The organism is Sporosarcina sp. FA9 (assembly GCF_051550205.1).
Taxonomy (GTDB): Bacteria; Bacillota; Bacilli; order Bacillales_A; family Planococcaceae; genus Sporosarcina.
This window is the reverse complement of record NZ_CP188819.1, coordinates 3,659,571-3,686,244: the sequence shown is the minus strand read 5'-3', so window position 1 is coordinate 3,686,244 and position 26,674 is coordinate 3,659,571. Positions and strand designations below refer to the sequence as shown.

Below are 26,674 nucleotides of genomic sequence, written 5' to 3'. Positions count from 1 at the left end.
AGCATTCACCTTTTCTTTTTGGACTTTATAAGTATGAGCTGCAATCTGGCAAGTCGTTTGCCAAATGGCAAGAGAAACCATTCTTTTTCTGCCATGATTCGTGATTTTAAAATAACGATTAAAAAAAGAGTCGCTCCCAGCACTACCGCTGTTAAAGAAATAATCGTCGCCCCGATTCTAGGATGCAAACCGTTAAAAAGGAAACGATCCGCAACGAGCATCCATGGTATAAGAACAACATACATTAGACCCGTCGCTCCGATAATCGTTCGGTAAAAATGCAGTTCCGCAAGCTTGATGGGCCATATCTTTTTAAAGTATAAAAGCAAGCCAACTGTTATTACTGCAAAACCAACATTTCCGGAAATTGCTGCACCCGCAACATTGAACGAAGGAACGAGAATTATGTTCAAACAAACTTTTATTAAAAGTCCACCCAACAGTAAAACGGCAGGTATTATTACTTTTCCAGCACCTTGAAGCATCGCGGTTAACGGGAGAATTAAAGAGAGCCAAAAAACTTGAAACACAAAAATAATAAGTACTAGCGATCCGTCACGTGTCTCAAATAACATCTCATTAACATATGGTAAGACTAGGGCCAGACCCGACGCCGCAGCCCAACCAAATAGAAATGCTGTTCGAAACGTGAGCCGGATAAAAGGTACTTCACTGCGTCCATTTCTTTTTGCGGTATGATGTGCGATTAAAGGAACAATTGCAAGCGCAAGTGTGGAAGCAATCAAAATCCCCATCTGCACTAACGGCTGACCGCGGTCATAAACACCCTTCGTTTTCATAGCAGTGGTTTCCACAAACCCGTTAGACAACATAATTTGGAAAACCGTAAACGAATCAACAAGTTGAAACAAAAGAAGAATAAGGGAGCTGGCACTTACACTTAAACTTACAAGCGTTAATTCCTTAATAGCTCGTCCAATATTTATTTTTTCAAGTGGTCCACCAAAGGCTTTTCTGAAATACAAGACTAGAATTACAACGCCGGCAGCTTCACCAACGACGGCACCCCACATTGCAATCTCACCAGCTTTGTATAATGATGCACCAGATTTCACAGCAATCCATGTTCCGGCAAGAATTACTACTACTCGAAAGGCCTGCTCGCCTATTCCAGATACCGCAACCGGAATCATTTGCCCTTTGGACTGAAAAGAACCTTTAAGAACCGCAAGTGCAGGCATAAATAAAACGATATAAGCTCCTGCTCGAAGTAATGATTCCAAATACGGATCCCCCATTGAACGGGCAAAAAAGGGCGCGAAAGTAGTTAAGAGCACAAAAAACAAAGTTGATAACAATACAAGATATATAAATGCCACATACATTAAAGATCTATCCTTGCCACGGCTGGTACTCTCAGCAAGTAATTTAGATACGGCTACCGAAAAACCATACGACGTCCATACAATAAAAATACCGATGAACGGATAAACCTGTTGATAAATATAAAATCCTTCATCACCAACAAGATTTTGAAATGGAACTCTGTAAATAGCACCAAGAACTTTCACAATAATCGCGGCAATTGTTAGGATGGACGCCCCCTTCATAAAGGTTTTCATATTCCACTGATCCGCCATAAATAAGTTCCCCATCCTAAATATTCGATAGGACCATTATAACATGAAATTAAATGTTTACTTTTTTCAAAAAAAGGAATGTAAGCATCACAAGGTTTAAATACTTTATACCAGGTAAATGTTACAAATTAGCGACAAGTTGATTTATTGCTGAATTGCTTACAAGTTTCGACATTTTACCGTATGGATGTTGTAGTAATATAGTTATTATATACATCAAGTATATAAGTATTGATATATATTTTAGCAGTAGAAAGAGGTGAGCACCATTTATTGTATAAATTCATTATTAAAGAATATAGAATTAAAACAAATGGATATGTATTTTAAAGCAAACCAGTTTGGATTCACACATCCCATAGTGGTTGCATGTAGTAAGGAATTGGACGCTTTACTCAATTGTTACCAAGGGATACAGACGCGAGGGGAATAAACTAATTATAGTTGTAAGAAGTAAAAACTAGCCTCTTTGAACCGAGAACAAATCGGTTCATAGAGGCTAGTTTTATTGTTCCATTTGTTTTGCTAAAAAATGTGCTGCCGTTTCTGCCGCTTTCTGTTCTGTTTCCCCGACAAAATGAACTTTCGAAAGTAAGTAAACGGCACCTATTGCATCTCCGCCTGTAACAATCGGCGCGATGCAATACGATTTGACTTGTTCCACTTGTCCGGGAACCCACTCAACTGTATTTTCAAGTTTTTCTATGACGATTTTCCGACCCGAAATTACTTCTTCCACATCAGGGGACAACTGACGGTTTAAATAATCCTTTTTCGAAAGGCCTGATACCGCAATCATTTCATCTCTATCACTAATAAGTGCCGGTGTGCCTAGCGTTTCGTATAGCGTCTCCGCATATTCTCTGGCAAATTGACCAAGTTCAGATATTGGAGAATACTTTTTCAAAATGACCCCGCCATCACGGTCAGTAAAGATTTCAAGTGGATCCCCTTCACGAATACGAAGTGTCCTCCTAATTTCTTTAGGGATGACTACCCTTCCTAAATCATCGATTCTGCGGACAATTCCTGTTGCTTTCATACAAATGATGCCTCACTTTCCACAAAATTAAAAGCCATACTTCTTTGCTGACTTAGTATGCTTCATAAGTGGACAAAATATGCAACAACTCCTTTAGACGGAATCAAAAGGAGTTGTTTCCTTAACAGATGCAGGAAGTAATTTCATCATTGCTTCTAAAATATCAAACCCTGTTTTGTTCCCAGTGTGTCGTTCATCGACAGTTAAAACAAGTCTATTGTTTTCCATTGAAAATCCGACAGCGCGGCCAAACACCATTGATTCTGTCACAAGCTTTGCACCATCTGATTTTGCAGTTCCTTCAGGTGATAAACGTATTTCAATTTTGGGTTTTTGTTTTTTAATAGATTCTACTCCTGCAATACGACCCCAAACTTTCATGCGCGCCACCCGAAGAAGCAGATCTGCTTCAAAGGGCATATCCCCAAATCGATCCGTCATTTCATCAACTAATTCAGAATAATCCTCTTCACTATCAAGTGCTTTCACACGTTTATACATTTGAATTTTTTGAAAACCATCACGAATATATTCATCGGGTAAGTAGGCGTCGATTGAAAGTGAAATTTCTATGTCCGGAATTTCAGATTTAACAACACCGGATTGACTTTCTTCGATAGCTTCTTGCAACATTTGTGAGTAAAGATCGAAACCTACTGAATCTATAAATCCATGCTGCTGAGAACCAAGAAGATTACCCGCCCCACGAATGGATAAGTCTCGCATTGCAATTTTAAATCCCGATCCTAGTTCCGTAAATTCTTTTATGGCCTGAAGTCGACTTTCTGCAACCTCTGTTAACACCTTGTCACGTTGGTAAAGGAAATAGGCATAGGCAACGCGATTTGATCGCCCAACACGTCCACGGAGTTGGTAGAGCTGCGATAGGCCCATGCGATCTGCATCGTGAACGATTAATGTATTGACGTTTGGAATGTCTATACCTGTTTCAATTATGGTTGTTGTTACTAGAACGTCATAATCACCTTCAAGAAAACTTAAAATAATCGATTCAAGCTCTGACTCTCTCATTTGACCATGTGCAAACCCCACACGTGCTTCAGGAACTAACTGCTTAATTTCATCCACACGACGTGCCATATCTTCTACACGATTATATAAATAGAACGTTTGACCTCCGCGTCCCATTTCCCGCTCAATCGCTTCACGCACGAGTGAGAAGTTATGTTCCATTACATATGTTTGGACTGGAAATCGATTGGCGGGCGGTGTTTCAATGATTGACAAATCACGAACTCCAAGCATAGACATATGCAGTGTGCGCGGTATTGGCGTTGCTGTCAACGTCAAAACATCAACATTTGTTTTCAATTGCTTTAATCGTTCTTTATGTGTCACACCAAACCGTTGCTCTTCGTCTACAACAAGGAGACCAAGATCGTAGTAGGCCACATCTTTCGAAAGTAAGCGGTGCGTACCAACAACGACGTCAACTGTTCCAGCCTTCAGTCCTTTTAAAGATTCCGTTTGTTGTTTTTTGGTTCTGAAACGATTTAATAATGCTATCTCAACTGGAAAACCCGCGAATCTCTCTTTCATTGTTTCAAAATGTTGTTGAGCTAAAATTGTTGTAGGTACAAGAATAGCGGCCTGTTTACCGTCTGCTACAGCTTTAAATGCCGCTCGCAAAGCAACTTCTGTTTTCCCGTAACCTACATCCCCACAAAGGAGTCTATCCATTGGACGAATCTTTTCCATATCCTGCTTAATTTCTATAATGGATCTAAGCTGATCCTCAGTTTCATCATAGGGAAAGGCATTCTCAAAGGCCATTTGCATATCATCGTCTTCCGCAAATGCATGCCCTTTTTCCAACTCTCTTTCGGCATATAACTTAATTAGATCTTCTGCAATATCTTTAACCGCGGCGTTAACTTTACTCTTTGTCCGCTTCCAAGCAACTCCCCCAAGTTTATGTAGCTTGGGTTCTTTTCCTCCAGAAGCCACATATTTTTGAATCAGATCGATTTGATCCGCTGGAACGAACAACTTATCTTCAGCACTATAACGTATGTGAAGGTAGTCCTTATGATTTCCATTTACCTCAAGAGTTTCAACCCTTACAAATCGACCAATTCCATGATGTGCGTGAACAATATAGTCTCCAGGTTTTATTTCGGAGTAACTTTTAATCCTCTCCGCATTAGACATCTTTTGAGGACGTGACTTTCTTTTTACTTTTCCTTTGAATAATTCAGCATCTGTTATAACTGCAAGTTTTTGAAAAGGAAGTTCAAACCCCGCAGATAATTCACCATCGACAATGAAAAGCCCTCCAACATTTGGTGCATTATTAGATAGTGTAGATTCCATATCGTAGTCTTGAAGAATTGCCTGTACATCTTTCATACGTTCTTTTCCATTTGCAATAACCATGATGCTAAAATTATTATTTACCCATCGATCCATCTCATTTTTCAATAAACTCATTTGACCTTGAAATTGTTGCATAGGTTTGCACGAGAAAGTAATTGCTTTTTTCACGACAATACCAGGTATCGTACGTATAAATAAAGATAAATATATTTTACGTTGAACGAGCATTTTATTTATTTCATCGAAGGAAAACGAAACTTTTGCATTGTGAACAATTTTCCCTTCTTCAAGCATTGAAACAAACCACTCTCCCTCTTCCTTTTCCAACGCGCTCATAACTTCTGTGATTCGACCAATTTCATCGAATACTACAATGCCGTCAGATGGAAAGTAGGATTCAAGAGAGGATGAAGACTTTTCCAAAAAGGATACATATTTCAGTACATTTTCCGGTACGGAACCCGTTTTCATAAGACTTATATCATTTGAAACATTTACAGTTAATCGTTCTTTCGTTTCTTCATTTTTTATTTTTTTCAGACTCTTGCCAAGTTCACTTTCAAGTCTTTCAGCGATCGTCAACATATCGTCTGTGGTCAATACAAATTCAGATGCAGGTAGGATTGAAACCGAATCTAGTTTTTCAATCGAGCGCTGATCATCTGCAGAAAACGTTCGAATTGAATCAATTTCCGTGTCAAATAACTCAATTCGAATTGGATCCTCCATGTACAGTGGATAAAGATCTAAAATTCCGCCTCGTAAAGCAAACTCACCAGGAGCGGTAACCATTGGTTGTCTTGTGTAACTCATTCCCACCAATATTTCCAACCATTTTACGATGTCTATTGTATCTCCTATTTTCGCCGATAAACGGTTTTTTAACCAACTTTCTTTACTTGGTAAAAGTTTTTTCATACCAGCAATTGGCGTAATATAAACACCTTTTCCAACACGTGCCATATGATCAGTTGTTTCAATACGCTGGGCCCGTAGTTCATAACTAGAAAATGAAAAGTCTGCAGCGATGAGCTCCTCTGCCGGATAAAGATGGACATTCGATTCACCGAGCATTTTTACAAGGTCTTCATATGTACGTTGGGCCTGCAGCAAATTTGGTGAAACAATTAGGAATGGCTGTTGCAATGACTTTTGGAGCGCCTTAAACAAAACCGGCTTTGCACCACCTGATAAACCCGCAATGAGTTGTCGATCCTTCCCATTCTTTAAGTCTCCAACAAGTTCACTAATCTCATCTTCTTGTAAAAGTAAATCAACGAGCGATTCCAAAGCATTACATCCTTCTTTCGTTTAGTAAGTTTGATAGATATTGCATTTAAAACAAAAAACAGAAAAAGCTTTGAATGCTAATCAGCACCAAAGCATGTGTCTTATTGAAGCCATTTACGAAGCGTATAATAGTTCGGAAACTTTTCAAGTGATTGTTCACACTGCTCACATATGCAACGCACAGTCACTGCCCCACCCTTTTCATACATTAGGAATTGTTCTTCTTCCGTCTCATCCATCCTTTGAAGCATTTGTAAAGTCTCCTTGGCAGATTCGAAAGGTAGTGAACCAATTTCCGTATCGCAATGCCGACATTTATAACGAATAGCCATCTAATGATCTGCCCCTTTTTATCAAAGTATAGGCTTGATGATCACTCGTTATTCCTAAATGCCATTAAAATTGTTCATAACATCAATAAAAGGCTTATCAAGCCAAGCCTCACAAGCAGAAGCACTTTTCTTAATAATATCTGCCATAACCGAAGCTTCTTCCTTGTAAAATGGTGAAAGAACATAATCTGACACTTTTATGCCGCTTGCCGGTCTTCCGACACCAATTCTTATTCTATTAAATTTATCTGTACCCAGATGTGCAAGTAAGGATTTCATACCGTTATGCCCTCCCGCACTTCCCTTTTGACGTAATCGAATACTACCGGGAGAAAGATCCAAGTCATCATAAATAACGACAATTTCATCTGAGTCAATCTCGTAATAATCCATCAAAGGACGCACACACTCTCCAGACAGGTTCATGTACGTGAGAGGTTTAACGAGTATTACTTTCCCCTCAGGTCGATGAAGAATCGTGTACATCCCATTGAATTTGGATTGCATCGCCGGAGCTCCAAAACGGTCACAAAGTTCATCAACGACACGAAATCCTACATTATGGCGGGTATTCTCATATTGCTTACCCGGATTACCTAGACCAATTATCATTTTCGTCATTCTTATCTTCCTTTTTGCGTTAGTCTGAACATTTATCAGATAAAGAGAAAAGAGAAAAAAGGCGTACGGTAGACCCGTACGCCATGTATTATATTATTTTTCTTCTTCTTTTACTTCACCAATAACTTCTGGATCTACACTTGTATCAGCAGTTTCAGCATCAAGTTCTTCCATTTCCTCTTCTGTACGTGGAGCAGAAAGTAATACAAGAATAAATTCATCTTCGTTTAAAATCTCAAACTTAGACTGTTCACGAATATCGGCAACTGTAATTGTTTCTCCAATGTCCAATGTTGTAATATCAACTTCGATTGCTTCAGGAATATCTGAAGGTTTAACTTTGATCTTCAATTCCCAGTTTGGCTGTTGAATAACGCCGCCCGCTTTAACGCCGACTGAGTCACCAACAAGAGTGACATGAACATCAACTTCAAGTTCTTCCGTCATGTTAATTGCAAGGAAGTCTGCATGTTGAATATCGCCTTTTAAAGGGTCGGCTTGATAATCATTTAGGACAACATTAATTTTTTTGCCATCAACTGCTAATTTCATTACGCCGTTACGACCAGTTACGCGAAGTGTTTTTAACAATTCACGGCTGTCTACAGTAATTGTAAGTGCCTCAGTTTTGTAACCATAAACTACTGCGGGTACGAAACCCTCACTTCTTAAGTCTGTTAATGTAGATTGTTGACCTTTTTCTCTGATTTTTGCTTGAATTGTAGTACTCATTTTATTTTATCACCTTTCGTGGTCAGTTTATTATACTAATTTTGAATACTCTATAGGATACGCCATAAATGACCTATTTGTCAATCGAATAGTGTACTTACCGACTTTTCTTCAAAGACGCGGACAATTGCATTACCCAGTAAATTAGCAATAGAAACTTGCTTAATTTTGTCGGAATGTTTATCCGGAGATAATATTATCGTATTTGTAATGACAAGTTCTTTAATTTTAGAATTATCAATACGTTCAATCGCGGGGCCAGACAGAACTGGATGTGTACAGCAAGCATACACTTCTTTTGCTCCACTTTCTATAAGAGCATTTGCAGCAACTGTAATTGTTCCAGCCGTATCAATAATATCATCGATAAGAATCGCTATTTTACCATCCACTTTACCAACAATACTCATTACTTCAGCAACATTTGGACGAGGACGACGCTTGTCAATAATAGCAATAGGTGCTTTCATTCGATCTGCCATTTTCCGTGCACGTGTTACGCCACCGTGGTCAGGTGATACAATTACCAACTCGTCACCACTAAAACCTTTTTGAAGGAAATAGTCGGTTAGAAGAGGTTCGGCTACAAGATGATCAATCGGTATATTGAAAAACCCTTGAATTTGTGGCGCATGTAAATCAATAGCGATTACACGATGTGCTCCTGCGGTAGTAAGCAAATCTGCTACAAGTTTTGCCGTAATTGGCTCACGAGAACGAGCTTTACGATCTTGGCGCGCATATCCGTAATACGGCATGACGACATTTATAGTACGTGCAGATGCACGCTTCAAAGCATCAAGCATTATAAGTAGTTCCATCAGGTTTTCATTTACAGGGTTTGATGTAGATTGGATTACAAATACATCGCAACCACGGATACTTTCTTCGATATTGATTTGGACCTCTCCATCACTAAATCGTTTGACAGATGATTTACCGAGCGGGCGCCCGATCTGTTCTGCCACTTCCATCGCAAGCGGTTCGTTGGAATTCAAAGAGAATATCTTAAGTTTATCATTCGGATAATGATTAGTCATCATGGTCCCCCTGTTTATTTGAGTTTTAGTATTGTAGCATAATCTTCTTTATTTTCCTGACGCGCTCGAGCTATAGCAAGTGCATTTTTAGGCACATTTTTTGATATGGTCGAACCTGCCGCAACATACGCACCTTTACCAATCGAAACTGGCGCTATTAAATTAGAGTTGCATCCAATAAATGCATTATCTTCAATTGTTGTAACATGCTTCTTCTTGCCATCGTAATTCACTACAATCGTGCCGCATCCTAAGTTAACACTGGAGCCGATATTTGCATCACCTATATAACTTAGGTGTGCCGCTTTACTACCATCACCAAGATTTGACTTCTTAACTTCAACAAAGTTGCCAATCTTCACGTTGTTTCCAAGACTAGAATCCGGACGAATATGGGCAAACGGACCAATAGCGGTGTTTTTTCCAACCTCACTCGATAGGATGACCGATGAATGCACTGTTGAACCCCCGCCAATCAAACTATCTACGATTTGACTATTTGGCCCTATTACGCATTTTTTACCAATGACTGTTTTCCCTTCTACCATCGTGCCCGGTAAAAGTATTGTATCTTGACCAATAACAGCGTCAGCACTTATATACGTGTTTTCTGGACTTGTAATTGTAACTCCATTTTGCATATGCTTTTCTGCAATACGACTTCGCATAACCGCTTCTGCTTTGGATAGAACAACACGATCATTTATGCCTAGCGTTTCACTAAAGTCTTCCGTGACAAATGCAGAAACAAGAGCTTCTTCTGACCGTAAAATTCCTATAACGTCAGGTAAATAATATTCACCTTGTGAATTATCGTTTTTCACTTTTTGAAGTGATGCAAATAATGCCTTATTATCAAAGCAATATGTGCCTGTATTAATTTCAATTACTTTTTGTTCTTCAAGCGTTGCATCTTTTTGTTCCACATTCCGAAGAACTTGACCATCTTCACCGCGAATAATACGACCGTATCCGGTAGGATCATCAGCAATTGCTGTAAGTATCGTGGCGCTTGCACCCAACTTATTATGATGCTCAATAAGTGCTTGCATCGTTTCTGTACGAATGAGGGGTGTATCTCCACAAACTACAAGCGTTGTACCCGATAGGTCACCAATTAGACGTTCAGCCTGCTGAACAGCGTGTGCAGTTCCTAGTTGCTTATCTTGAAGAACATAATCACTTTTTTCCCCAAGCGTTTCCTCAACCTTTTCCGCACCATGGCCAACAACCGTTACAATGCGGTCAGCACCAAGGATGCGTATATTATCTATTACGTGTGCGACCATCGATTTTCCGCACACCGGATGAAGCACTTTATATAAATCTGACTGCATTCTAGTACCTTGTCCTGCAGCAAGGACGACGGCATATGTATTCGTCATAAACTAGCCCCCCATCAATGAGGGATGGAGTTCAATCCCTACTATAGTTTTCATATTGACTATAGCTGAAATTCACCTTTTTTTCAACCCGATAACCCTTGACAAATTAGTTACAATCTTTTATTACTTTTCATTTCTTGTTTATTCCTTTATTAATTCTAGGAATTCTATAAAGTACGTCGGGCTTTACACAAAAAAAACTGCCTCGAAATACAGGCAGCAGGTTTATTTAATAGTGCAGATGAAAGTTTGGATGATGCTATTATACTCCTGCACTTTCAAGTACAACGCTACCTTCGGACGAAAGATGATAAGCATCGAGTACCGCTTTTTGAATCTTCATCCGTGCGCTGGACTTAATTGGATGTGCAATATCACGGAATTCACCATCGGGAGTACGCTTACTCGGCATTGCGACGAAAAAACCTTCATCGCCATCAATTACACGAATATCATGAACTACAAACTCATCATTGAACGTAATTGATGCAATAGCCCTCATCCTGCCTTCTGTTTCCACCCGCCTAAGTCTTACGTCTGTAACTTCCATCTGACCACCACTCCTTCTACTTACAATGCATGAAGACTCTATTCCACAAAAGTAGGCAATTCCCTTCTTTAGTTCGCGCAATATTTCAAGTAATGAAAAAGAGCCCACACCATTTAAGATTGGTGGGCCGCTTAGCATAACTATTTTATTTATTCGATATAGCGATAACTTCGATTTCTACATCTACACCTTTTGGAAGTTTACTAACTTCAACACATGATCGCGCAGGTTTGTGATCGCCAAAATATATAGCATATATGTCATTTATCTTCGAAAAGTTATTCATGTCTGTAATGAATACCGTTGTTTTTACAACTTGGTCTAGGGAAGATCCAGCAGCTTCTAGTACTCCTTTAAGATTTGCAAATACTACATTCGTCTGATCTTCAATTGTACCCTCCACAAGCAATCCTTCTGCCGTTAAAGAGATTTGACCTGATGTAAAAACAAAACCGTTCGCACATATCGCTTGTGAATAAGGTCCAATTGCTTTTGCCGCATTTTCTGTTTCTATGATATTCATATTATTTTCCACCTTCCAAAAAGTAATTTCCTTCACTTAAAACAATTGTACGATTTTTTTCATTTACCGATAGAAGCTTCACAAGTGATAAATAGTTGTCAAAAATCACTTCTTCATGATGTTCAGCTTCCACAAGTACTGCTGTTCCAGCTAATTCACATCCAAACTCTTCAAGAAGATGTTTCATGCCCACCATTGTACCCCCAGCCTTCATGAAGTCATCTGTAATAAGTACCTTTTGTCCGCTTTTCATACTTCTTTTTGACAACATCATTGTTTGGATACGCCTTGTTGAACCGGAAACATAATTTATACTAACCGTAGAACCCTCTGTTACCTTGCTATCGCGGCGAACAATTACAACAGGTATATTTAAATGACGAGCAATCGCATGTGCAATTGGGATTCCTTTTGTTGCAACCGTCATGATGACATCAATTTCTGTATCTGAAAATCTTGAAGCAAAAACTTTCCCAACACAATCCATAATATGCGGGTTGCCAAGAAGATCTGCCATAAACAAGTACCCACCTGGTAAAAGTCTATCCGAATGACTGAGTTCATTCATAAGAAGGGAAATTACTTCACGAACTTCTAAGTCACCCATTTTCGGTATGAACTTAACGCCTCCCGCTGCACCTGTAACGGTTACAAGCTTTCCTGCACCTGTTTCTTCAAACGTTGCTTTTATAATCGTCAAGTCTTCACTAATAGAGGACTTTGCTGATTCATAACGTTCGGAAAATAAGGTGAGGGGGATCAGTTCATGCGGAGACTCTAGTAGATGACGAGTCATGTCTACTAATCGTTCACTTCTTTTCCACTTCATACAACCAACTCCTAAACACGAATGTTTTATCTGTATTTTAACATGAATGTACGTGTTTAATCAAACGAATGACGTTCACCAAGCATTCGAACGGCATACACTTCTCGACAGAACCCCTTTAATCCATTATAAATTCTCGGTACTCTAGATTCGTGTTCAACGAGTCCGAAAACCGTTGGCCCGCTGCCACTCATTTGAACAGTATCCGCCCCGAACTTTATCATTTGTTCTTTCAATACAGTAACCTCAGGGTAAAGGTCCATCGTGACCGGTTCAAGCACATTACCAACGGAACGGCACATTCCCATGTAATCTCCTGTTTTTAAAGCTTCCAACATATTTTTCGTATGTGGATGTTGCACAGTAGTTAAATCTAGGTTCTTAAATATTGAACCCGTCGAAACAGATAGTACAGGTTTCGCAAGTATAACCCAACAATTTGGAGGTGCAGATATTTTTTGTATCACTTCGCCACGACCGGTAGCAAGCGCAGTGCCGCCGTATACACAAAAAGGTACATCCGAACCAATTTGAGCACCAAGCTCGGCAAGCTGGTCCGCTCCGAGCCCCAATTTCCAAAGTTTGTTCAAACCCCGTAATGTTGCGGCTGCATCAGAACTACCTCCAGCAAGACCAGCGGCTACAGGAATTCTTTTTTCAAGAGTAATTTCTACTCCCTGTTTAATACCATAAATTGTTCGAATCAAATCGGCCGCCTGATAAGCCAAGTTTTTTCGATCCGTTGGAACGAATTGTACAGAGGTCTTAATTTTTATTTGTCCGCCCTCAATTGCCCGAATCCATACTCGATCAGCTAAATCCACCGTCGTCATGACCATCTCTACTTCATGAAAACCATCCGGGCGTTTATGTAGAACATCGAGTGTTAAATTAATCTTTGCAGGCGCTTTCTCGTAAAGCATCCGGCTCCCTCCATTTATAGATCGTCTTAGTTCCCTATTTTACCATAGGAGTTGAATTTTGCACGTTGATTTTCACGAACACTTTTATATTCACCATAATAGACGTAATAGGTTAAATAAATTAAACAAGGACTGTCTCAAAATCACAAATAAATGATTTGAGACAATCCTTGTTCATTTGTCAGTCAGTTAGTGGACTAGGGTCTTTTTCAAAAAGATTATTTATTTTTGACATGACCACGTTCAGCCATTTCTATTGCATGCTTAACCATGTTACCGGCATCGCGTGCTTTAATACCTCCCCAACCTTCACGTTGAACAACATCATAAAATCCAAGCTCTTTCGCAATTTCTTCTTTTAAGCTCTCAGACATTACACGTTTTTTCGCCATTTGGTTTTCCTCCTTTTTGACTGACACTATTAGTATGAGTCAATAAATAAAAAAAACACTTATCCTTTCGACATTCCATTTCTGGTTGTCAAAGATAAGTGTTTGTGACTAAATCATTAATTTATTAATTTATTAAAACTATAAATACTGGGATTACTTGATTATAAACGCAGTATGATCTGCACCATCAAGAATTGTTATCTCAACTGCATCAGTCAAAATGTCTGCATAGCTGTAAGATACCCTTTCGAACGCGTTCTCTTCTTGATCGAGTTCAACAACAAAAACAGCACGATACGTTTCACTTAGAACTCCGGCTCTTTCGATTGTTCGACGCCGGCCACCGTTCACTTTCAAATGCAAACGTTTCCCTAGATGAGAATCCAATGACTTTTTAATATCCGCTAATGTTTTTGGCATGTCGCTTACACCTCACTAAGAATAAGCATAACACATTCAAATGTTTTTGTCAATCAAAGTTTACATTTTAACAATAACACTTTGTGTTTGTCAATACCTTTTTTTAAAAAACACCCTTTATTTTTAAAAAAATGACTAGGAATTGTCATTCTTTTTCGCTACAAAAAACTCTTCATATAATTCATTTGACAAATGTGCGAACTCTTTAATAGTCAAAGTTTCTCCACGTCTTGTCGGATCTATACTAGCTTTTGCTAAGGCTTTCAAAACTTCTTCTTTTTTTAACTTCCCATCCTTTAATGAGGATTGCAAGTTATTAAATATTGTTTTACGTCGCTGAACAAAAGATCCTCTAGAGACTTCAAAAAGAAAACCTTCATCAATCACTTCAGCTGGCAATTCTTCTTTCCTTAACAAGCGCAGTACTGCTGATTCTACATTTGGTTGTGGAATGAAAACAGTTTTCGGGACAATCATCGCAACATCGGCATTCATATAGTATTGAATTGCAATTGATAAAGAACCGTATGCCTTCGTTCCAGGGCTTGCCGTAATTCGGTCTGCCACTTCTTTTTGCATCATAATAATCATGCCCGTAATCGGTATTTTCTCAAGTAAAAACTTCATAATAATCGGTGTCGTTACATAGTAGGGTAGATTGGCAACTACGACTACTTCATCGTACTCAGCGAAATGCTCCTCCATTACTTGTAAGAGGTCAGCCTTAAGAATATCTTGATGGATAATTGTTATATTATCATACGGAGAAAGTGTGTCATCTAGAACAGGTAGTAAACGATTATCAATCTCAAACGCAACAACTTTTCCGGCTCCTCTTGCAAGGTGTTCTGTAAGCGCACCAATTCCTGGACCTATTTCAATTACACCAGTCTTTTTAGTCAACCCCGCATGGGAGACGATGTTTCGTAACACATTTGGGTCAATTAAGAAGTTTTGTCCAAGACTCTTTTTAAAAGCAAATCCATGCTTTTTAAGAATCTCATTCGTCCTGCCCGGAGTTGCGATATCTTTATACATATTAAATTTCCTCCCTGTCAAGATTTTTTAACGCTTCGCTTAAGCAATCTATATCAATGCGAAACATTTCAAGGCGTTTTTTTAAACCTTTTCCATTGACTTGACCAATGCGCAACATTTCACTTAACTGTTCACGTCTTTTTCTAGCCTCCGGGTGTCCAATTAGCTTCGCTGCGATTAAATCTTCAAGTGGAATATCAATAGGTGGTAGATTATCGATTGTATATACTGAGCGAATTGCCTCACGTATATCATCGTCTTTTGCGTGTTCAATCCCAATCTTTTTACCGTTTTTTGCGATTGTTTTCTTTTTTTCCAAAAAAGCATGTTTTACGCCCGCTACACGCTGTTCAATAATTGCGCGGATTCTTCTGCCTGGATAGTCTGGGTCAGTGAATACGATGACGCCACGCGTTTCCTGAGCGTGTTGTATACGGATAAGTGTCAATTCATCAATAGCTGAACCATTCGTTTCAATTGTATCCGCATTTGTAGCACGTTTTACAGCTACCGTATCCGATTTTCCTTCTACGACGATTACTTCTTTTATATTCATAATAAATCCTCTTTCCATTCAAACATAATAAGTATGGTCACATATAATTACGTTCAGGTTTTCGCCTGAACCTACTAGGAATAGTTATTGAAAAACGGACTCATCCGCCTCTGCTAAATGCAGTCAAAGTAATTCTACTCTCTACATAAAGCGTTGTACAGAAGAGCACTTAAATAAACATGAAAATCCACAGGACTATTGTAAGTCCTGTGGATACGTATTAATTAATTAATTAATGACTTTAACTTTTACTTGACGTCTACCAAACTTATAAGCGTCCGATTTTGTCGGGACATGTAGGTCAATCTTCATTCCTTTTATGGCACCGCCTGTATCTCCCGCCACTGCATAACCATAACCTTCAACCCACACTTTTGACCCTAATGGGATTACACTTGGATCAACTGCAATCACTTTTAAATTAGGATTTGAACGTAAATTGATTCCCGTAGCTGTAATGCCTGAACAACCATTACAATGCGCGGTGTAAGCCGTTGCCGTTACATAAAACTCTGTGCCACCAGAAGGTGCTGCAGAGTTATTACGTGATACAGCTACTCCACTTTTTGATTTGGTTGTAGAAGCACTCGCGACCAATACTTTTGTCCCGATTTTCACAATCTTTTTCTTTGGTTCCTTAATTGTTGTCTCTTCAACCATTTTACGAGAAACTTCTTTTCCGTTTTCTTTAAGTATCTCAAACTTACGTGAAACTTTACCATTCTCTCCATTTTGAACAACTTTCTCTCGTCCTTTAAGTAAAGATGAATCGCTTCTAGTTTCAACTGCAAAATCCGCAGATTCTTCCACTACATCGGTGACCTTTTCGACTCGTACAATTCTGACAACAGCATTTGGCATTACAAGTTCTTGCTCATATGCTTCCAACCGGTCCAAATCGCTCAATTGAATATCCTTTTTCTTTAAAAAGTCAGCGACCGTAGTCGAAGTCGTCCAATATTTCTCTTCTTTCCCACCGTCATTCAACGTAACTTCGTATGCTTTCAGAACGGTAATTGAATCGTCGTCAATTAGTTCCTCGTTCAGTTCTGGTATTACTTTGTCATGTTCTCCAATTACGATACCTGCTTCTTCGAGGACTTCATTAACCGTACTTTTCGTTGTCCATATGGATTTTTTATCCTTATCAACGAGTATTGCTACTTGCTTAGATTGTTCCCATCGAATCGATAAACCATCCACGATTGATGTATTCATTGAGGGTACTATTAAATCATTTTTTGCGATATCTATCTCTTGTTCGGATAATAGATCTTCTACTGTATGTGCGTGCGTCTTGATTTCTAGTTCTTCACCATTCACATCAAATGTGACTGACTTTTTTGTACCTTCATAGAAAACGAGTGTAATTACAGTGAAAAACAACATAACTGCTAAAACTGTAACCGCAACTTCTTTACTCCTCAATGAACTAAAGAACAGACTTTTCATGGGTCTATTTGACATGAAAAAAATTCCTCCTTCATCACTCGTGTGATTATATAGGTTACTTTTCCGGGTGTCAACTTATGCGAATTTGAAATATAGCAGAATAAGGAAGTAAACTCCTCATTCAAAGTATAGCTACTATATCAATCTTTTAAACATTTAATCTTATAAATATTCAAAGCATTTTCCGTTGTTACTCTCGCAACTTCCTCAACAGGTATTTCTTTAAGTCTTGCAATCTCTTCTGCTACCAACGTTACAAGAGCAGGTTCATTTCTTTTCCCACGATATGGATGTGGTGCTAAGTAAGGTGCATCTGTTTCAATTAATAAGTGTTTAAGTGAAATTTCCGTTGCAATTTTCTTCGGCATCTTCGCATTTTTAAATGTTACTGGGCCTCCAAGAGAAATAAAAAAGTTCATGCCAATGCATTCTTTTGCCATTTCTACGCTACCACCAAAACAGTGCATTATTCCGCCTGTTTTTTCGGCATTTTCCTCTTTCAAAATACGAACGACATCTGCTGTTGCATCGCGATTATGAATGATAACCGGCAAGTTGACTTTTTGTGCTAACTTGATTTGTTTTCTAAACAATTCTTGCTGAACATCTTTTGAAGACTTTTCCCAATGATAATCAAGCCCCGTCTCGCCAATGCCTACCACTTTTGGATGGACTGTAAGAGATTCAATCCATGCTAAATCCTCATCTGTACAATCGATAGCATCTACTGGGTGCCAACCAATTACTGCATATATGAATGGATATTCTTCTATAAGTTCCATTGCTTTATTTATTGTTTTTCGATCAAAACCAACTACGATCATTTTATTCACACCTGCTTTTAAAGCACGCGCAATTACTTCATCGATATCTGTTTCATATTGGTCTGCGTTTAAATGAACATGAGTATCAATATACAAATTCCCACTCCTCACAACTACTTCATTGTATTTTAGTTCTTTGTTACTTTCCTTACGGTTATATTACAGTTTGATTACAATTTAAAGTCCTGTTGGAATATTCAAACCAATCTTACCCTGTTTTGTGGTTCACTATTCTTTATTTCCTTTTAATAGAAAAAGCAACGTTTCCATAAGGGACGCTGCTTTAATCTATAGTGAAGGAGCATCTAAACGGCTCCTTCCGCTTTTCTATTTGTCTAGTCTACAGGAGCCAGATGCTCGGGGTCATAAGTCCATTTACGAGGAGGCTGAAGTACGCCTCATCGTAAACCGCCTTATGCCTGTCGCATCTAAACGGCTCCTTCCGCTTTTCTATTTGTCTAGTCTACAGGAGCCAGATGCTCGGGGTCATAAGTCCATTTACGAGGAGGCTGAGGTACGCCTCATCGTAAACTGCCTTATGCCTGTCGCATCTAAACGGCTCCTTCCGCTTTTCTATTTCACTTGTGATCCGTTTTTTAGGGATGGATCTACGGAGGTGATTTTTAAGATGCCGTCTGATTTTCCAGCTAGAATCATTCCTTGCGATAGCTCTCCGCGTAATTTAACAGGTTTTAGGTTTGCAACAACAATTACTTTCTGACCAATAAGTGCTTCAGGCTCATAATGTTCTGCGATTCCAGAAACCACTTGACGCTTTTCATATCCTAAATCTAATTGCAGTTTTAGTAATTTATCTGCCTTTGGTATTCTTTCACATGCGATAACTGTTGCAACACGCAGATCGACTTTCATAAAATCCTCAATTGCAATTTCATCAATTGGCGGTTCAGGAATTTCGATTGGTTTAACCTCGTCTGGTGCTGTTATCGCCATTTGCTCTCGTATATAAACAATTTCAACTTCAGGATCAAGTCGCGGGAAGATTGGTATTCCCTTTTCAATTACTTTTGTACCTTCTGGAATTGCATTAAAGTCACAAAGTGTATCCCAAGCAAGTAAGCTTTCATCAAGTCCCAATTGCGAAACAATCTGTTTTGGAGATTTTGTCATAAACGGCTGTAAAAGTACCGCAATATGTCGTAATGAAGTTGCAAGATGTACCATAACGGATGCTAGTTTTCCTTTATCAGCTTCTTCCCTTGCAAGTACCCAAGGCGAAGTTTCATCAATATACTTGTTTGTTCTCGAAATCAATGCCCAAAGCTCACCTAGTACAGTACTGAATTGCATATCCTCCATAGAAGACTCATACTTTTCCACAGTCTCAGTAATAAAGCCTAGCAAACTTTCATCGTATTCGGTTGGGACAAATCCTGTAGATGGAATATTCCCATCAAAATATTTATTGATCATCGATATTGTTCTGTTTAATAAATTTCCTAAGTCATTCGCAAGATCGTAATTTGTTCTTTCAACAAATGTTTCCGGAGAGAAAACACCGTCCTGACCAAATGGTAATTCGCGTAGTAAAAAGTAACGTGTCGCATCAAGTCCAAAACGCTCGACAAGCATTTCAGGATAAACAACATTCCCTTTAGATTTCGACATTTTACCATCTTTCATCATAATAAAACCATGTGCAAACACTTTTTTCGGCAACGGTAAGTCAAGTGCCATAAGAAAAATTGGCCAATAAATCGTATGGAAACGAACAATATCTTTCCCAACAACATGAACATCTGCAGGCCAGTACTTATTGAATAATGAGTCATCCGAAGATTCATATCCGAGTGCATTAATATAATTCGTCAACGCATCAACCCATACATAAATTACATGTTTTGGGTTTCCAGGCACTTTAATTCCCCAGTCAAAGGACATACGTGAAACCGATAAGTCTTCAAGTCCTGGTTTAATAAAGTTATTGATCATTTCATTTTTACGTGACTCAGGCTCAATAAACGTTGGATTGTCCTCATAATACTTCAACAATCGATCCGCATATTTTTTCATATTAAAGAAATACGACTCTTCTTTAATTTTTTGGACAGGTCGACCACAATCTGGGCAATTACCGTTATCAAGCTGAATTTCGCTAAAATAAGACTCACAAGGTGTACAATGCCAACCTTCATATTCACCTTTATAAATATCGCCGTTATCAAGAAACTTTTGAAAAATTTTCTCAACACCGACTTTGTGACGTTTTTCTGTTGTTCGGATAAAATCATCATACGAAATATCCATAAGCTTCCACACTTTTTTCGCTACATCAGCAATACCATCTACGTATTCCTGTGGTGGTAAACCTGCTTCATCTGCTTTTTCCTGTATCTTCTGTCCATGTTCATCCATCCCCGTAAGGAAATGTACATCATATCCACGTAACCTTTTATAACGGGCCATTGCATCGGAAGCTACTGTAGTATAAGCGGTACCAATATGGAATTTTCCGCTTGGGTAATAAATTGGTGTTGTAATATAATATGTTCTTCTTTGTTCAGCCACAAAAACTCCTCCAATATATATATGTATAGTTCTATTCTATCGAAAATACAAGAACGATACAACGAAATACTTCAGTTGACGATAGAAGTCTTCTCAACTTTATTCAAACACATACAAATTAACTCTACTAAAATCATTATTATTAATATCATAATATCAGAAATATTTTATTGACGTTAATTGGAAGAGTTGGTATGATAAATGAGACGATTGAAACATGTCCTATTATTTTGAAAACTATAATTGAAGGGGGATCGGTATCATGAAATCAACTGGTATTGTTAGAAAAGTAGACGAGCTTGGGCGCGTTGTTATTCCGATCGAATTACGCCGCACACTTGGTATTGCTCAAAAAGATGCTTTGGAAATTTACGTGGACGAAGACAAAATTATTTTGAAAAAGTATATGCCTAATATGACATGTTCAATAACTGGCGATGTCTCAGATGACAATTTACGTTTAATTGACGGCAAGTTAATTTTGAGCCCAGAAGGCGCTGAACAATTAATTCAAGAAATTCAAGAAAGATTAAAACAATAAACATTAATCCGGAGCGGAAATACGTTCCGGATTTTTTTCTCGTTTTTTAATACGATTCAACATGATACTCTTTATAAACATCGCGTCGACTCATTCCACGTTCAAGTGAAACCTCACGAATTGCCTCTTTCGATCGTATTTTTTTTCTATCCATCAATTCAATTACATGGTTCCTGGGAGAAAGTTCTTGCCACCAAACAACTTTCTCTTCTATTTCCAATCCATCGCCCCCTTCAAGGACAATGCAAAACTCTCCTCTTAGTTCGTTAGATTCTACCCAAACTAAAGCTTCTTCAAGCGTTCCACGTAAAAACTCTTCAAAGCGTTTCGTTAGCTCCCTTGCAAGAACAATACGTCTAGCACTTCCAAGCTGTTCATTCAGCGCTCGTATAGTTTCCTTCAATCTATGCGGTGCTTCATAGAAAATAATCGTTTCTTCTCTCATTTTCAACATGTCTAGCTGGGTACTTCTTTCTTTTTTATTCCGAGATAAAAATCCATAGAAGAGAAATGGTTGTGGTATAAGTCCAGAGGCAACAAGTGCGCTGATGGCTGCATTTGCTCCCGGTACCGGTACAACATCATATCCCTCGTTAATCGCTTTTGAAACAATATCCACACCCGGATCTGATATACAAGGCATTCCAGCATCACTAACAAGTGCTACGCTTTTCCCTTCATTAAGGAGGCCTAATATCTTTTCTCCACCAACTAGAATATTATGTTCATGATAGCTTGTTAGTGGAGTTTTTATTTCAAAATGATTGCATAACTTAATTGTATTTCTGGTATCTTCAGCGGCTATCATATCTACTTCCTTCATTATGCGAATGGCTCGGTATGTCATATCTTCTAGATTCCCAATGGGTGTTCCAACAAGAAACAACTTTCCGCCTCCAATTTCAGCACTCTTTTGCGACTTCATCCTTATCTGACCCCTTCGCAATATAAATTTCTTTCTCAAATCGCTTTAATTGTTTAAATCTATACTCGGCTTGCATTGCTTGACGTTGTGTTTCATGTTTTTCGTGATAGATGCAATGTACGGGAAGTTTAGCCCTCGTATATTTTGCACCCTTGCCTTCATTATGCACCCGAAGCCTTCGTTCTAAATTATTTGTATACCCGGCATAGTACGATCCGTCACTACATTCAAGTACATAAAACAGATGATTAGCTATTTTGACCATAAAGTAAAAGCCTCACTTCTTCTGTATATTCGCCATTTGGACCGTATACATATAGTGGAGGCAATATCTTCAAGTCGGGCCTACCATCTTTCGTACCTTCTATAAGTAGTGTGTTTGCATCCTTCCCTTCTTTTGGATAAACAAACTGAATTCGTTTCGGTTCGATTCGATTCGCCCTCATTGCAGTAACAATATCCAACAGTCGTCCAGGACGATGAACAAACGCCGCTTTTCCGCCTTGTTTCAACAACTCGCTGGCGGATTGTATTGCTTGTTCAAGTGTTAGATGTATTTCATGCCTGGCAATGGCTACATGCTCTTTTAAATTTTTTTCACTTGCTTCATGGGCTGGAAAATATGGGGGATTGCAAGTCACTGTATCATATAATTCATAGCCTATTTTTGCAGCAATCCCAATAACGTCATCATTTAGAATACGTATTTGTTGTTCAAGATTATTGTAACGTACGCTCCTGTCTGCCATGTCCGCTAGTTTTTCCTGTAGCTCAACTGCAGTGATTTCAGCTTTTGTTCTTGCACTTAAAAATAGCGGGATAGCCCCATTACCTGCACAAAGATCAACAACTTTACCTGCTCGAAGTGGTAAATAGGCAAATTTAGCAAGCAGCACAGCATCTAGGGAAAAAGAAAATACAGAAGGACTCTGAATAATTCTCAAGTTTTCTGCCAATAAATAATCCAGTCGTTCATCATCAATCAATAAATCTTTCATACAATCACTCCTATCAAAAGAAAAAAAGCCGACGCCTACATCACAATAGGTTCGGCTTTAATTACACATTTTGTTTGTTTAAGAAAGAAAGACAAAACAGACAGTCTTCGCCTTTACGAGCACTACCATAATGGACATTACAAACATGAAAACCCTCATTATAGAGACGTGCCAAATTATCGACACCCTCACCAACATCAATTGTTTGTCCCTTTTTTTCAAGTTGTTGTTTCTTCGTTGGTTGTTGTAATTCCAAATCAATTTCTTCAAGCCTTTTACGCAGATGATGATTTTCGAGTTGAAGCGAATAGTTTTCCTCCGTCATTTCTGCGACGAATCCTATCAATTCACGGAATTTCTTATGCATGGCTTCAAGCTCTTGTTCAAACTCCATCACTCTGTCTAAAAAATTCCTTTCTTTCAACTTTCTCACCCCATCACTTTATCAAATGAGCCATATTATTTTCTGGATTCATTATTTCCTCTAAGGTATATTCTAGGACAAGATCTTGTTCAATTAAACTAACTTGAAGCAGTCGTTCTAGAAGGTTTAAACCGACAACTCTTCCAACTCCCTCAGGTGTTTCAACCTTAGTTCCAACATCTGGCATGAGTGCTTTTGCTTGCTCATAATCGTCATTTTCATACTTTAAACAACACATTAAACGACCACATAAACCTGATATTTTAGATGGATTTAGAGATAAATTCTGATCTTTTGCCATCTTAATCGAAACAGGTTCAAAATCGCCTAAAAATGTAGAGCAACAAAGCATTCTACCGCAAGGGCCGATACCGCCAAGCATTTTTGCTTCATCTCGAACTCCTATTTGACGTAATTCAATACGCGTTCTAAAAATCGAAGCAAGATCCTTAACAAGGTTTCTAAAATCTACCCTGCCCTCCGCCGTGAAATAAAAGACGATTTTATTCCTGTCGAAAGTATATTCTACATCAACGAGTTTCATCTCAAGCTTATGTTCATCAATCTTATCGACGCCTGTTTCAAAAGCTCGTATAGCTTCACTGTTGTTTTCTTCCACTCTATCTAAGTCAGCTGATGTGGCAGGACGAACTACTTTTTTCAACGGTAAAACAATGTCATTTTCATCAACTTCACGGGCACAAATGACAATTTTTCCGTACTCGACTCCTCTAGCTGTTTCGACAATTACGTAATTGCCTTCTTCAAGTTCATAATCACGTGGATCGAAATAATATATTTTACCCGCTTTTTTAAAACGGACTCCTACTACTTTATACAACAAGTAACCCCTCCTGCATGTTGAGCACCAATTGTTCCATAAGAAGCGTGCGATTCATATTACTGTTCAGATGCCGTTTGGATTGTAGCACCGCTTCCATTATCGCAGAGAGACGGCCATACGTCATCCTCATTGCAAGACCTTTGAAAAAGTCTTTTTGGTCTGGGAAAGTTAACGTCGAATCCAATCCTGCTTTTAATGTTACAATGTCTCGGTAAACATATAAAAGCAAATCAAGTCCAAGATCAACCTCTTCCTTTTCTTTAATAACTTGCAACCAGTTTGTTTGTATAAATAAAAGTGCTTCATGGACATTTGTTTCTGATGCTTCTACTAATTTTAACACTGTTTTTCGTACCTGTGCAAATTGTTCATCGTTTGCTAGCAATAAAGCTTCATTATTATTAGACGTTATCATTGTCACAGTTGCTGCCATTGACATTGTAAGGTCTTTTTCTATAAGTTCATTTATCATTACATCACGAGATGGGGGAAGGAATGGTATGCGTTGACAACGAGACTGAATTGTTGGAAGAAGTGACTGATAAGAATCCGTCAGTAGGATTGCTGTTACATCACCCTCCGGCTCTTCAAGAAACTTAAGCAGTGTATTTGCAGCTGCGTTATTCATCCGATCAGCAGATTTGATAATATAAATTTTCCTGCCTGACTCGTAACCTTTTCTTGTCATATTGAATATAAGTTCTGATATCTGTTCTTTCTTAATGTTTTGTCCGTCGGGGTGTATCAATGTTATATTGGGATGATTACCAGTAGACACCCTTCGACAGGAACTACATGTTTCACATGGAACATATTCGACAGGACTTTTACAAAGCAGAAGCTTTGCAAAAAACAGTGCTGTCGCTTCTTTTCCTGTTCCATTTTTTCCGTCAAACAAGTATGCATGTCCTATCCGATTATTCTTAAAAGTAGAAGAGAGTCGTGTAATAACAGCCTTCTGACTTTTAACAAGTATATCCTGCTCTTCCGGTGCCATTATGCTGTCCCTCCTATTTCAAAAAAGCCCGTGTTTCTAAGTGACAGAAAACACGGGTTTACATATATAAGTTAATAAGAAGCCCTTTAATTTCTCCGATTTTATCTAATAAGTCGATAGATGTCTTTTCTTCATTCAATAAATCCTCAGCCAATTCAATTAATAATACATCGACTGTTTCTACAATCTTCAGTCGTCGTCCTTCACCAAACTGATTCCATGTATGCGATTGTTTTAACCCCATACCTGATTCAACGGCTTCTTTCATAAATCGACGAACGAGCATTTTAAATTTAGCCATATCGCGAAGATTTCTAGATCTTGCAATGCGATCTGAGGCAGTGGAAATATCGCCTAATAGACGGGTAACTTGCTCCCCATGAAGCTTTTGCCCTTGTTTTTCAACCATTTTCCCAAACTGATCCCCACTGCGTGAGTTTTGTATTTGTTCATTCCTAACTTTATCAAGGCCAGTTCGGTAATCACTATTGACTTTCATTATACTTCATTCCAATCATTAAAAATGATGAAAATGTTCAATTGGAAGAACGAATACCGTTGCTCCACCGACTTCAACTTCAACAGGGTAAGGAATATATGAATCCGCATTTCCACCCATTGGAGATACAGGGGCAACCATTTGATCCCTTGAACGACAATTTTCCCGTATAAGCTCAAGTGCTTTCGGTACGAGACTTTCATCGGTACCTACAAGAAAGGTCGTGTTCCCAGATCTAAGAAAACCACCCGTACTAGCCAATTTTGTCGCTCTAAAATCATTTTTTGTTAACGCAGCGGACAACCGGTTACTATCTTGATCCTGTACAACAGCTACAATCAATTTCACGATTATCTCTCCCTTTAGGTTACTTTTCTTCATTATACCATGAATCTTGATATTATATGAATTTGGACATGATTTCCCATACATTTTCCTTTACAATCTTTTTAGATTGGCTCGCATCCGTTTTATGAATACGATTTGGAAAACGGTCAATTAGTAATTGATATCCTTCATAAACCTTTTTGTGGAAGTTTATGCTCTCGTTGTCTAGTCTGTTTTGTTCCCGTTCATTATTATTGGATATTCTTGCAAGACCATCCTCGGGATTAATATCGAAAAATATTGTCAAATCCGGCATCGTATCACCAATTGCAAATCGATTGATTGAAAGGACTTCGTCAATACCAAGCCCCCTTGCATATCCCTGATACGCCAAGGAACTATCAATAAACCGGTCACATAAAACAATTGAACCCTTTTGCAACGCCGGGATCACTATTTCTGTAAGATGTTGACGTCGTGCGGCAGCATATAGTAGAGCTTCCGTCTTTGCGTCCATTTCCTTATGTCTATTATCAAGAATAATATGTCGAATCTTTTCTGCTATTGGAACTCCGCCCGGTTCACGGGTTAAAATGACTTTCCTATCATTACTTATAAGTCGATCATACAACTCTTTAATTACAGTTGTTTTCCCAGCACCCTCAGGACCTTCAAAGGTAATGAATAACCCCTTATCTGTCAT

At 38.6% G+C, this 26,674-nt stretch carries 30 protein-coding genes; 2 read left to right on the top strand and 28 right to left on the bottom strand.

Annotated elements, in window-relative coordinates; translation table 11 throughout:
• Window positions 1-5 precede the first annotated feature (5 nt).
• On the bottom strand, window positions 6-1,601 hold the full coding sequence (locus tag ACP8HH_RS18905) for a putative polysaccharide biosynthesis protein (RefSeq protein WP_438314098.1): 1,596 nt from the start codon (window positions 1,599-1,601) through the stop codon (window positions 6-8).
• A gap of 259 nt (window positions 1,602-1,860) precedes the next feature.
• Here ACP8HH_RS18905 and ACP8HH_RS18900 point away from each other — a divergent pair, with 259 nt between their 5' ends.
• Window positions 1,861-2,034 (top strand): aspartyl-phosphate phosphatase Spo0E family protein, encoded by a 174-nt coding sequence (locus tag ACP8HH_RS18900; RefSeq protein ID WP_438314095.1) that lies wholly within the window; start codon window positions 1,861-1,863, stop codon window positions 2,032-2,034.
• A gap of 72 nt (window positions 2,035-2,106) precedes the next feature.
• Here ACP8HH_RS18900 and spoVT read toward each other — a convergent pair whose 3' ends face one another.
• The 18 genes from spoVT to metG form a co-directional block, all read right to left on the bottom strand.
• Window positions 2,107-2,643 (bottom strand): stage V sporulation protein T, encoded by a 537-nt coding sequence (gene spoVT, locus ACP8HH_RS18895; protein ID WP_438314092.1) that lies wholly within the window; start codon window positions 2,641-2,643, stop codon window positions 2,107-2,109.
• Window positions 2,644-2,736: 93 nt separating this feature from the next.
• Complete coding sequence (mfd, locus tag ACP8HH_RS18890) at window positions 2,737-6,270, bottom strand: transcription-repair coupling factor (protein ID WP_438314089.1); 3,534 nt, start codon at window positions 6,268-6,270, stop codon at window positions 2,737-2,739.
• Window positions 6,271-6,371: 101 nt separating this feature from the next.
• Window positions 6,372-6,602: an anti-sigma-F factor Fin gene (locus ACP8HH_RS18885; RefSeq protein WP_438314086.1), complete on the bottom strand. Its 231-nt coding sequence runs from the start codon at window positions 6,600-6,602 to the stop codon at window positions 6,372-6,374.
• Window positions 6,603-6,656: 54 nt separating this feature from the next.
• Window positions 6,657-7,223, bottom strand: a complete 567-nt coding sequence (pth, locus tag ACP8HH_RS18880) for an aminoacyl-tRNA hydrolase (protein WP_438314083.1) — start codon at window positions 7,221-7,223, stop codon at window positions 6,657-6,659.
• Window positions 7,224-7,316: 93 nt separating this feature from the next.
• Window positions 7,317-7,955, bottom strand: a complete 639-nt coding sequence (locus tag ACP8HH_RS18875; RefSeq protein WP_438314080.1) for a 50S ribosomal protein L25/general stress protein Ctc — start codon at window positions 7,953-7,955, stop codon at window positions 7,317-7,319.
• An 80-nt stretch (window positions 7,956-8,035) separates the two neighbouring features.
• On the bottom strand, window positions 8,036-8,995 hold the full coding sequence (locus ACP8HH_RS18870) for a ribose-phosphate diphosphokinase (protein ID WP_381535374.1): 960 nt from the start codon (window positions 8,993-8,995) through the stop codon (window positions 8,036-8,038).
• A 14-nt stretch (window positions 8,996-9,009) separates the two neighbouring features.
• On the bottom strand, window positions 9,010-10,380 hold the full coding sequence (glmU, locus tag ACP8HH_RS18865) for a bifunctional UDP-N-acetylglucosamine diphosphorylase/glucosamine-1-phosphate N-acetyltransferase GlmU (protein WP_438314077.1): 1,371 nt from the start codon (window positions 10,378-10,380) through the stop codon (window positions 9,010-9,012).
• 262 nt (window positions 10,381-10,642) lie between these two features.
• Window positions 10,643-10,930, bottom strand: coding sequence for a septation regulator SpoVG (gene spoVG / locus ACP8HH_RS18860; RefSeq protein ID WP_438314074.1), 288 nt, complete (start codon window positions 10,928-10,930; stop codon window positions 10,643-10,645).
• A 145-nt stretch (window positions 10,931-11,075) separates the two neighbouring features.
• A complete protein-coding gene (locus tag ACP8HH_RS18855; protein ID WP_438314071.1) occupies window positions 11,076-11,453 on the bottom strand; it encodes a RidA family protein in 378 nt (125 codons plus the stop codon).
• 1 nt (window position 11,454) lies between these two features.
• Window positions 11,455-12,282 carry a pur operon repressor gene (purR, locus tag ACP8HH_RS18850; protein WP_438314068.1) on the bottom strand — a complete coding sequence of 276 codons (828 nt, stop codon included), beginning with the start codon at window positions 12,280-12,282 and terminating at the stop codon, window positions 11,455-11,457.
• Between the two features lie 56 nt (window positions 12,283-12,338).
• The gene (ispE, locus tag ACP8HH_RS18845) at window positions 12,339-13,205 is read right to left on the bottom strand and encodes a 4-(cytidine 5'-diphospho)-2-C-methyl-D-erythritol kinase (RefSeq protein ID WP_438314065.1); all 867 of its coding nucleotides are present in this window, start codon (window positions 13,203-13,205) and stop codon (window positions 12,339-12,341) included.
• Window positions 13,206-13,423: 218 nt separating this feature from the next.
• The gene (locus ACP8HH_RS18840; protein ID WP_438314063.1) at window positions 13,424-13,597 is read right to left on the bottom strand and encodes a small, acid-soluble spore protein, alpha/beta type; all 174 of its coding nucleotides are present in this window, start codon (window positions 13,595-13,597) and stop codon (window positions 13,424-13,426) included.
• A gap of 153 nt (window positions 13,598-13,750) precedes the next feature.
• Window positions 13,751-14,017, bottom strand: a complete 267-nt coding sequence (gene veg, locus ACP8HH_RS18835) for a biofilm formation stimulator Veg (protein ID WP_381535382.1) — start codon at window positions 14,015-14,017, stop codon at window positions 13,751-13,753.
• A gap of 135 nt (window positions 14,018-14,152) precedes the next feature.
• Entirely contained in the window at window positions 14,153-15,055 is a 903-nt protein-coding gene (gene rsmA / locus ACP8HH_RS18830) for a 16S rRNA (adenine(1518)-N(6)/adenine(1519)-N(6))-dimethyltransferase RsmA (RefSeq protein WP_438314060.1), read from the bottom strand.
• Between the two features lies 1 nt (window position 15,056).
• Window positions 15,057-15,611, bottom strand: coding sequence for a ribonuclease M5 (gene rnmV / locus ACP8HH_RS18825; protein WP_438314058.1), 555 nt, complete (start codon window positions 15,609-15,611; stop codon window positions 15,057-15,059).
• A gap of 228 nt (window positions 15,612-15,839) precedes the next feature.
• On the bottom strand, window positions 15,840-17,078 hold the full coding sequence (locus ACP8HH_RS18820; RefSeq protein ID WP_438314055.1) for a ubiquitin-like domain-containing protein: 1,239 nt from the start codon (window positions 17,076-17,078) through the stop codon (window positions 15,840-15,842).
• 125 nt (window positions 17,079-17,203) lie between these two features.
• Window positions 17,204-17,983, bottom strand: a complete 780-nt coding sequence (locus ACP8HH_RS18815; RefSeq protein WP_438314052.1) for a TatD family hydrolase — start codon at window positions 17,981-17,983, stop codon at window positions 17,204-17,206.
• 477 nt (window positions 17,984-18,460) lie between these two features.
• The gene (gene metG / locus ACP8HH_RS18810; RefSeq protein WP_438314049.1) at window positions 18,461-20,416 is read right to left on the bottom strand and encodes a methionine--tRNA ligase; all 1,956 of its coding nucleotides are present in this window, start codon (window positions 20,414-20,416) and stop codon (window positions 18,461-18,463) included.
• A 262-nt stretch (window positions 20,417-20,678) separates the two neighbouring features.
• Between metG and ACP8HH_RS18805 the strand changes: the two genes are divergently transcribed.
• Window positions 20,679-20,957, top strand: coding sequence for an AbrB/MazE/SpoVT family DNA-binding domain-containing protein (locus ACP8HH_RS18805; RefSeq protein WP_438314046.1), 279 nt, complete (start codon window positions 20,679-20,681; stop codon window positions 20,955-20,957).
• A gap of 46 nt (window positions 20,958-21,003) precedes the next feature.
• Here ACP8HH_RS18805 and rsmI read toward each other — a convergent pair whose 3' ends face one another.
• The 9 genes from rsmI to tmk all read right to left on the bottom strand — a co-directional run bounded on the left by rsmI (window position 21,004) and on the right by tmk (window position 26,674).
• The gene (gene rsmI, locus ACP8HH_RS18800) at window positions 21,004-21,882 is read right to left on the bottom strand and encodes a 16S rRNA (cytidine(1402)-2'-O)-methyltransferase (RefSeq protein ID WP_438314043.1); all 879 of its coding nucleotides are present in this window, start codon (window positions 21,880-21,882) and stop codon (window positions 21,004-21,006) included.
• Complete coding sequence (locus tag ACP8HH_RS18795) at window positions 21,860-22,147, bottom strand: GIY-YIG nuclease family protein (RefSeq protein ID WP_438314040.1); 288 nt, start codon at window positions 22,145-22,147, stop codon at window positions 21,860-21,862. Before ACP8HH_RS18795 ends, rsmI begins: the two co-directional genes overlap by 23 nt.
• On the bottom strand, window positions 22,131-22,880 hold the full coding sequence (locus ACP8HH_RS18790) for a tRNA1(Val) (adenine(37)-N6)-methyltransferase (protein WP_438314037.1): 750 nt from the start codon (window positions 22,878-22,880) through the stop codon (window positions 22,131-22,133). The genes ACP8HH_RS18795 and ACP8HH_RS18790 overlap by 17 nt, the downstream gene beginning before the upstream one ends.
• A 61-nt stretch (window positions 22,881-22,941) precedes the next feature.
• Window positions 22,942-23,304 (bottom strand): DNA replication initiation control protein YabA, encoded by a 363-nt coding sequence (gene yabA / locus ACP8HH_RS18785; protein WP_438314034.1) that lies wholly within the window; start codon window positions 23,302-23,304, stop codon window positions 22,942-22,944.
• A gap of 13 nt (window positions 23,305-23,317) precedes the next feature.
• The gene (locus ACP8HH_RS18780) at window positions 23,318-24,145 is read right to left on the bottom strand and encodes a PSP1 domain-containing protein (RefSeq protein WP_438314031.1); all 828 of its coding nucleotides are present in this window, start codon (window positions 24,143-24,145) and stop codon (window positions 23,318-23,320) included.
• The gene (gene holB, locus ACP8HH_RS18775) at window positions 24,138-25,145 is read right to left on the bottom strand and encodes a DNA polymerase III subunit delta' (RefSeq protein WP_438314028.1); all 1,008 of its coding nucleotides are present in this window, start codon (window positions 25,143-25,145) and stop codon (window positions 24,138-24,140) included. Before holB ends, ACP8HH_RS18780 begins: the two co-directional genes overlap by 8 nt.
• Before the next feature lie 58 nt (window positions 25,146-25,203).
• The gene (locus ACP8HH_RS18770) at window positions 25,204-25,644 is read right to left on the bottom strand and encodes a YaaR family protein (protein ID WP_438314025.1); all 441 of its coding nucleotides are present in this window, start codon (window positions 25,642-25,644) and stop codon (window positions 25,204-25,206) included.
• Between the two features lie 18 nt (window positions 25,645-25,662).
• On the bottom strand, window positions 25,663-25,992 hold the full coding sequence (locus ACP8HH_RS18765) for a cyclic-di-AMP receptor (protein WP_381535396.1): 330 nt from the start codon (window positions 25,990-25,992) through the stop codon (window positions 25,663-25,665).
• 52 nt (window positions 25,993-26,044) lie between these two features.
• The gene (gene tmk, locus ACP8HH_RS18760; protein WP_438314020.1) at window positions 26,045-26,674 is read right to left on the bottom strand and encodes a dTMP kinase; all 630 of its coding nucleotides are present in this window, start codon (window positions 26,672-26,674) and stop codon (window positions 26,045-26,047) included.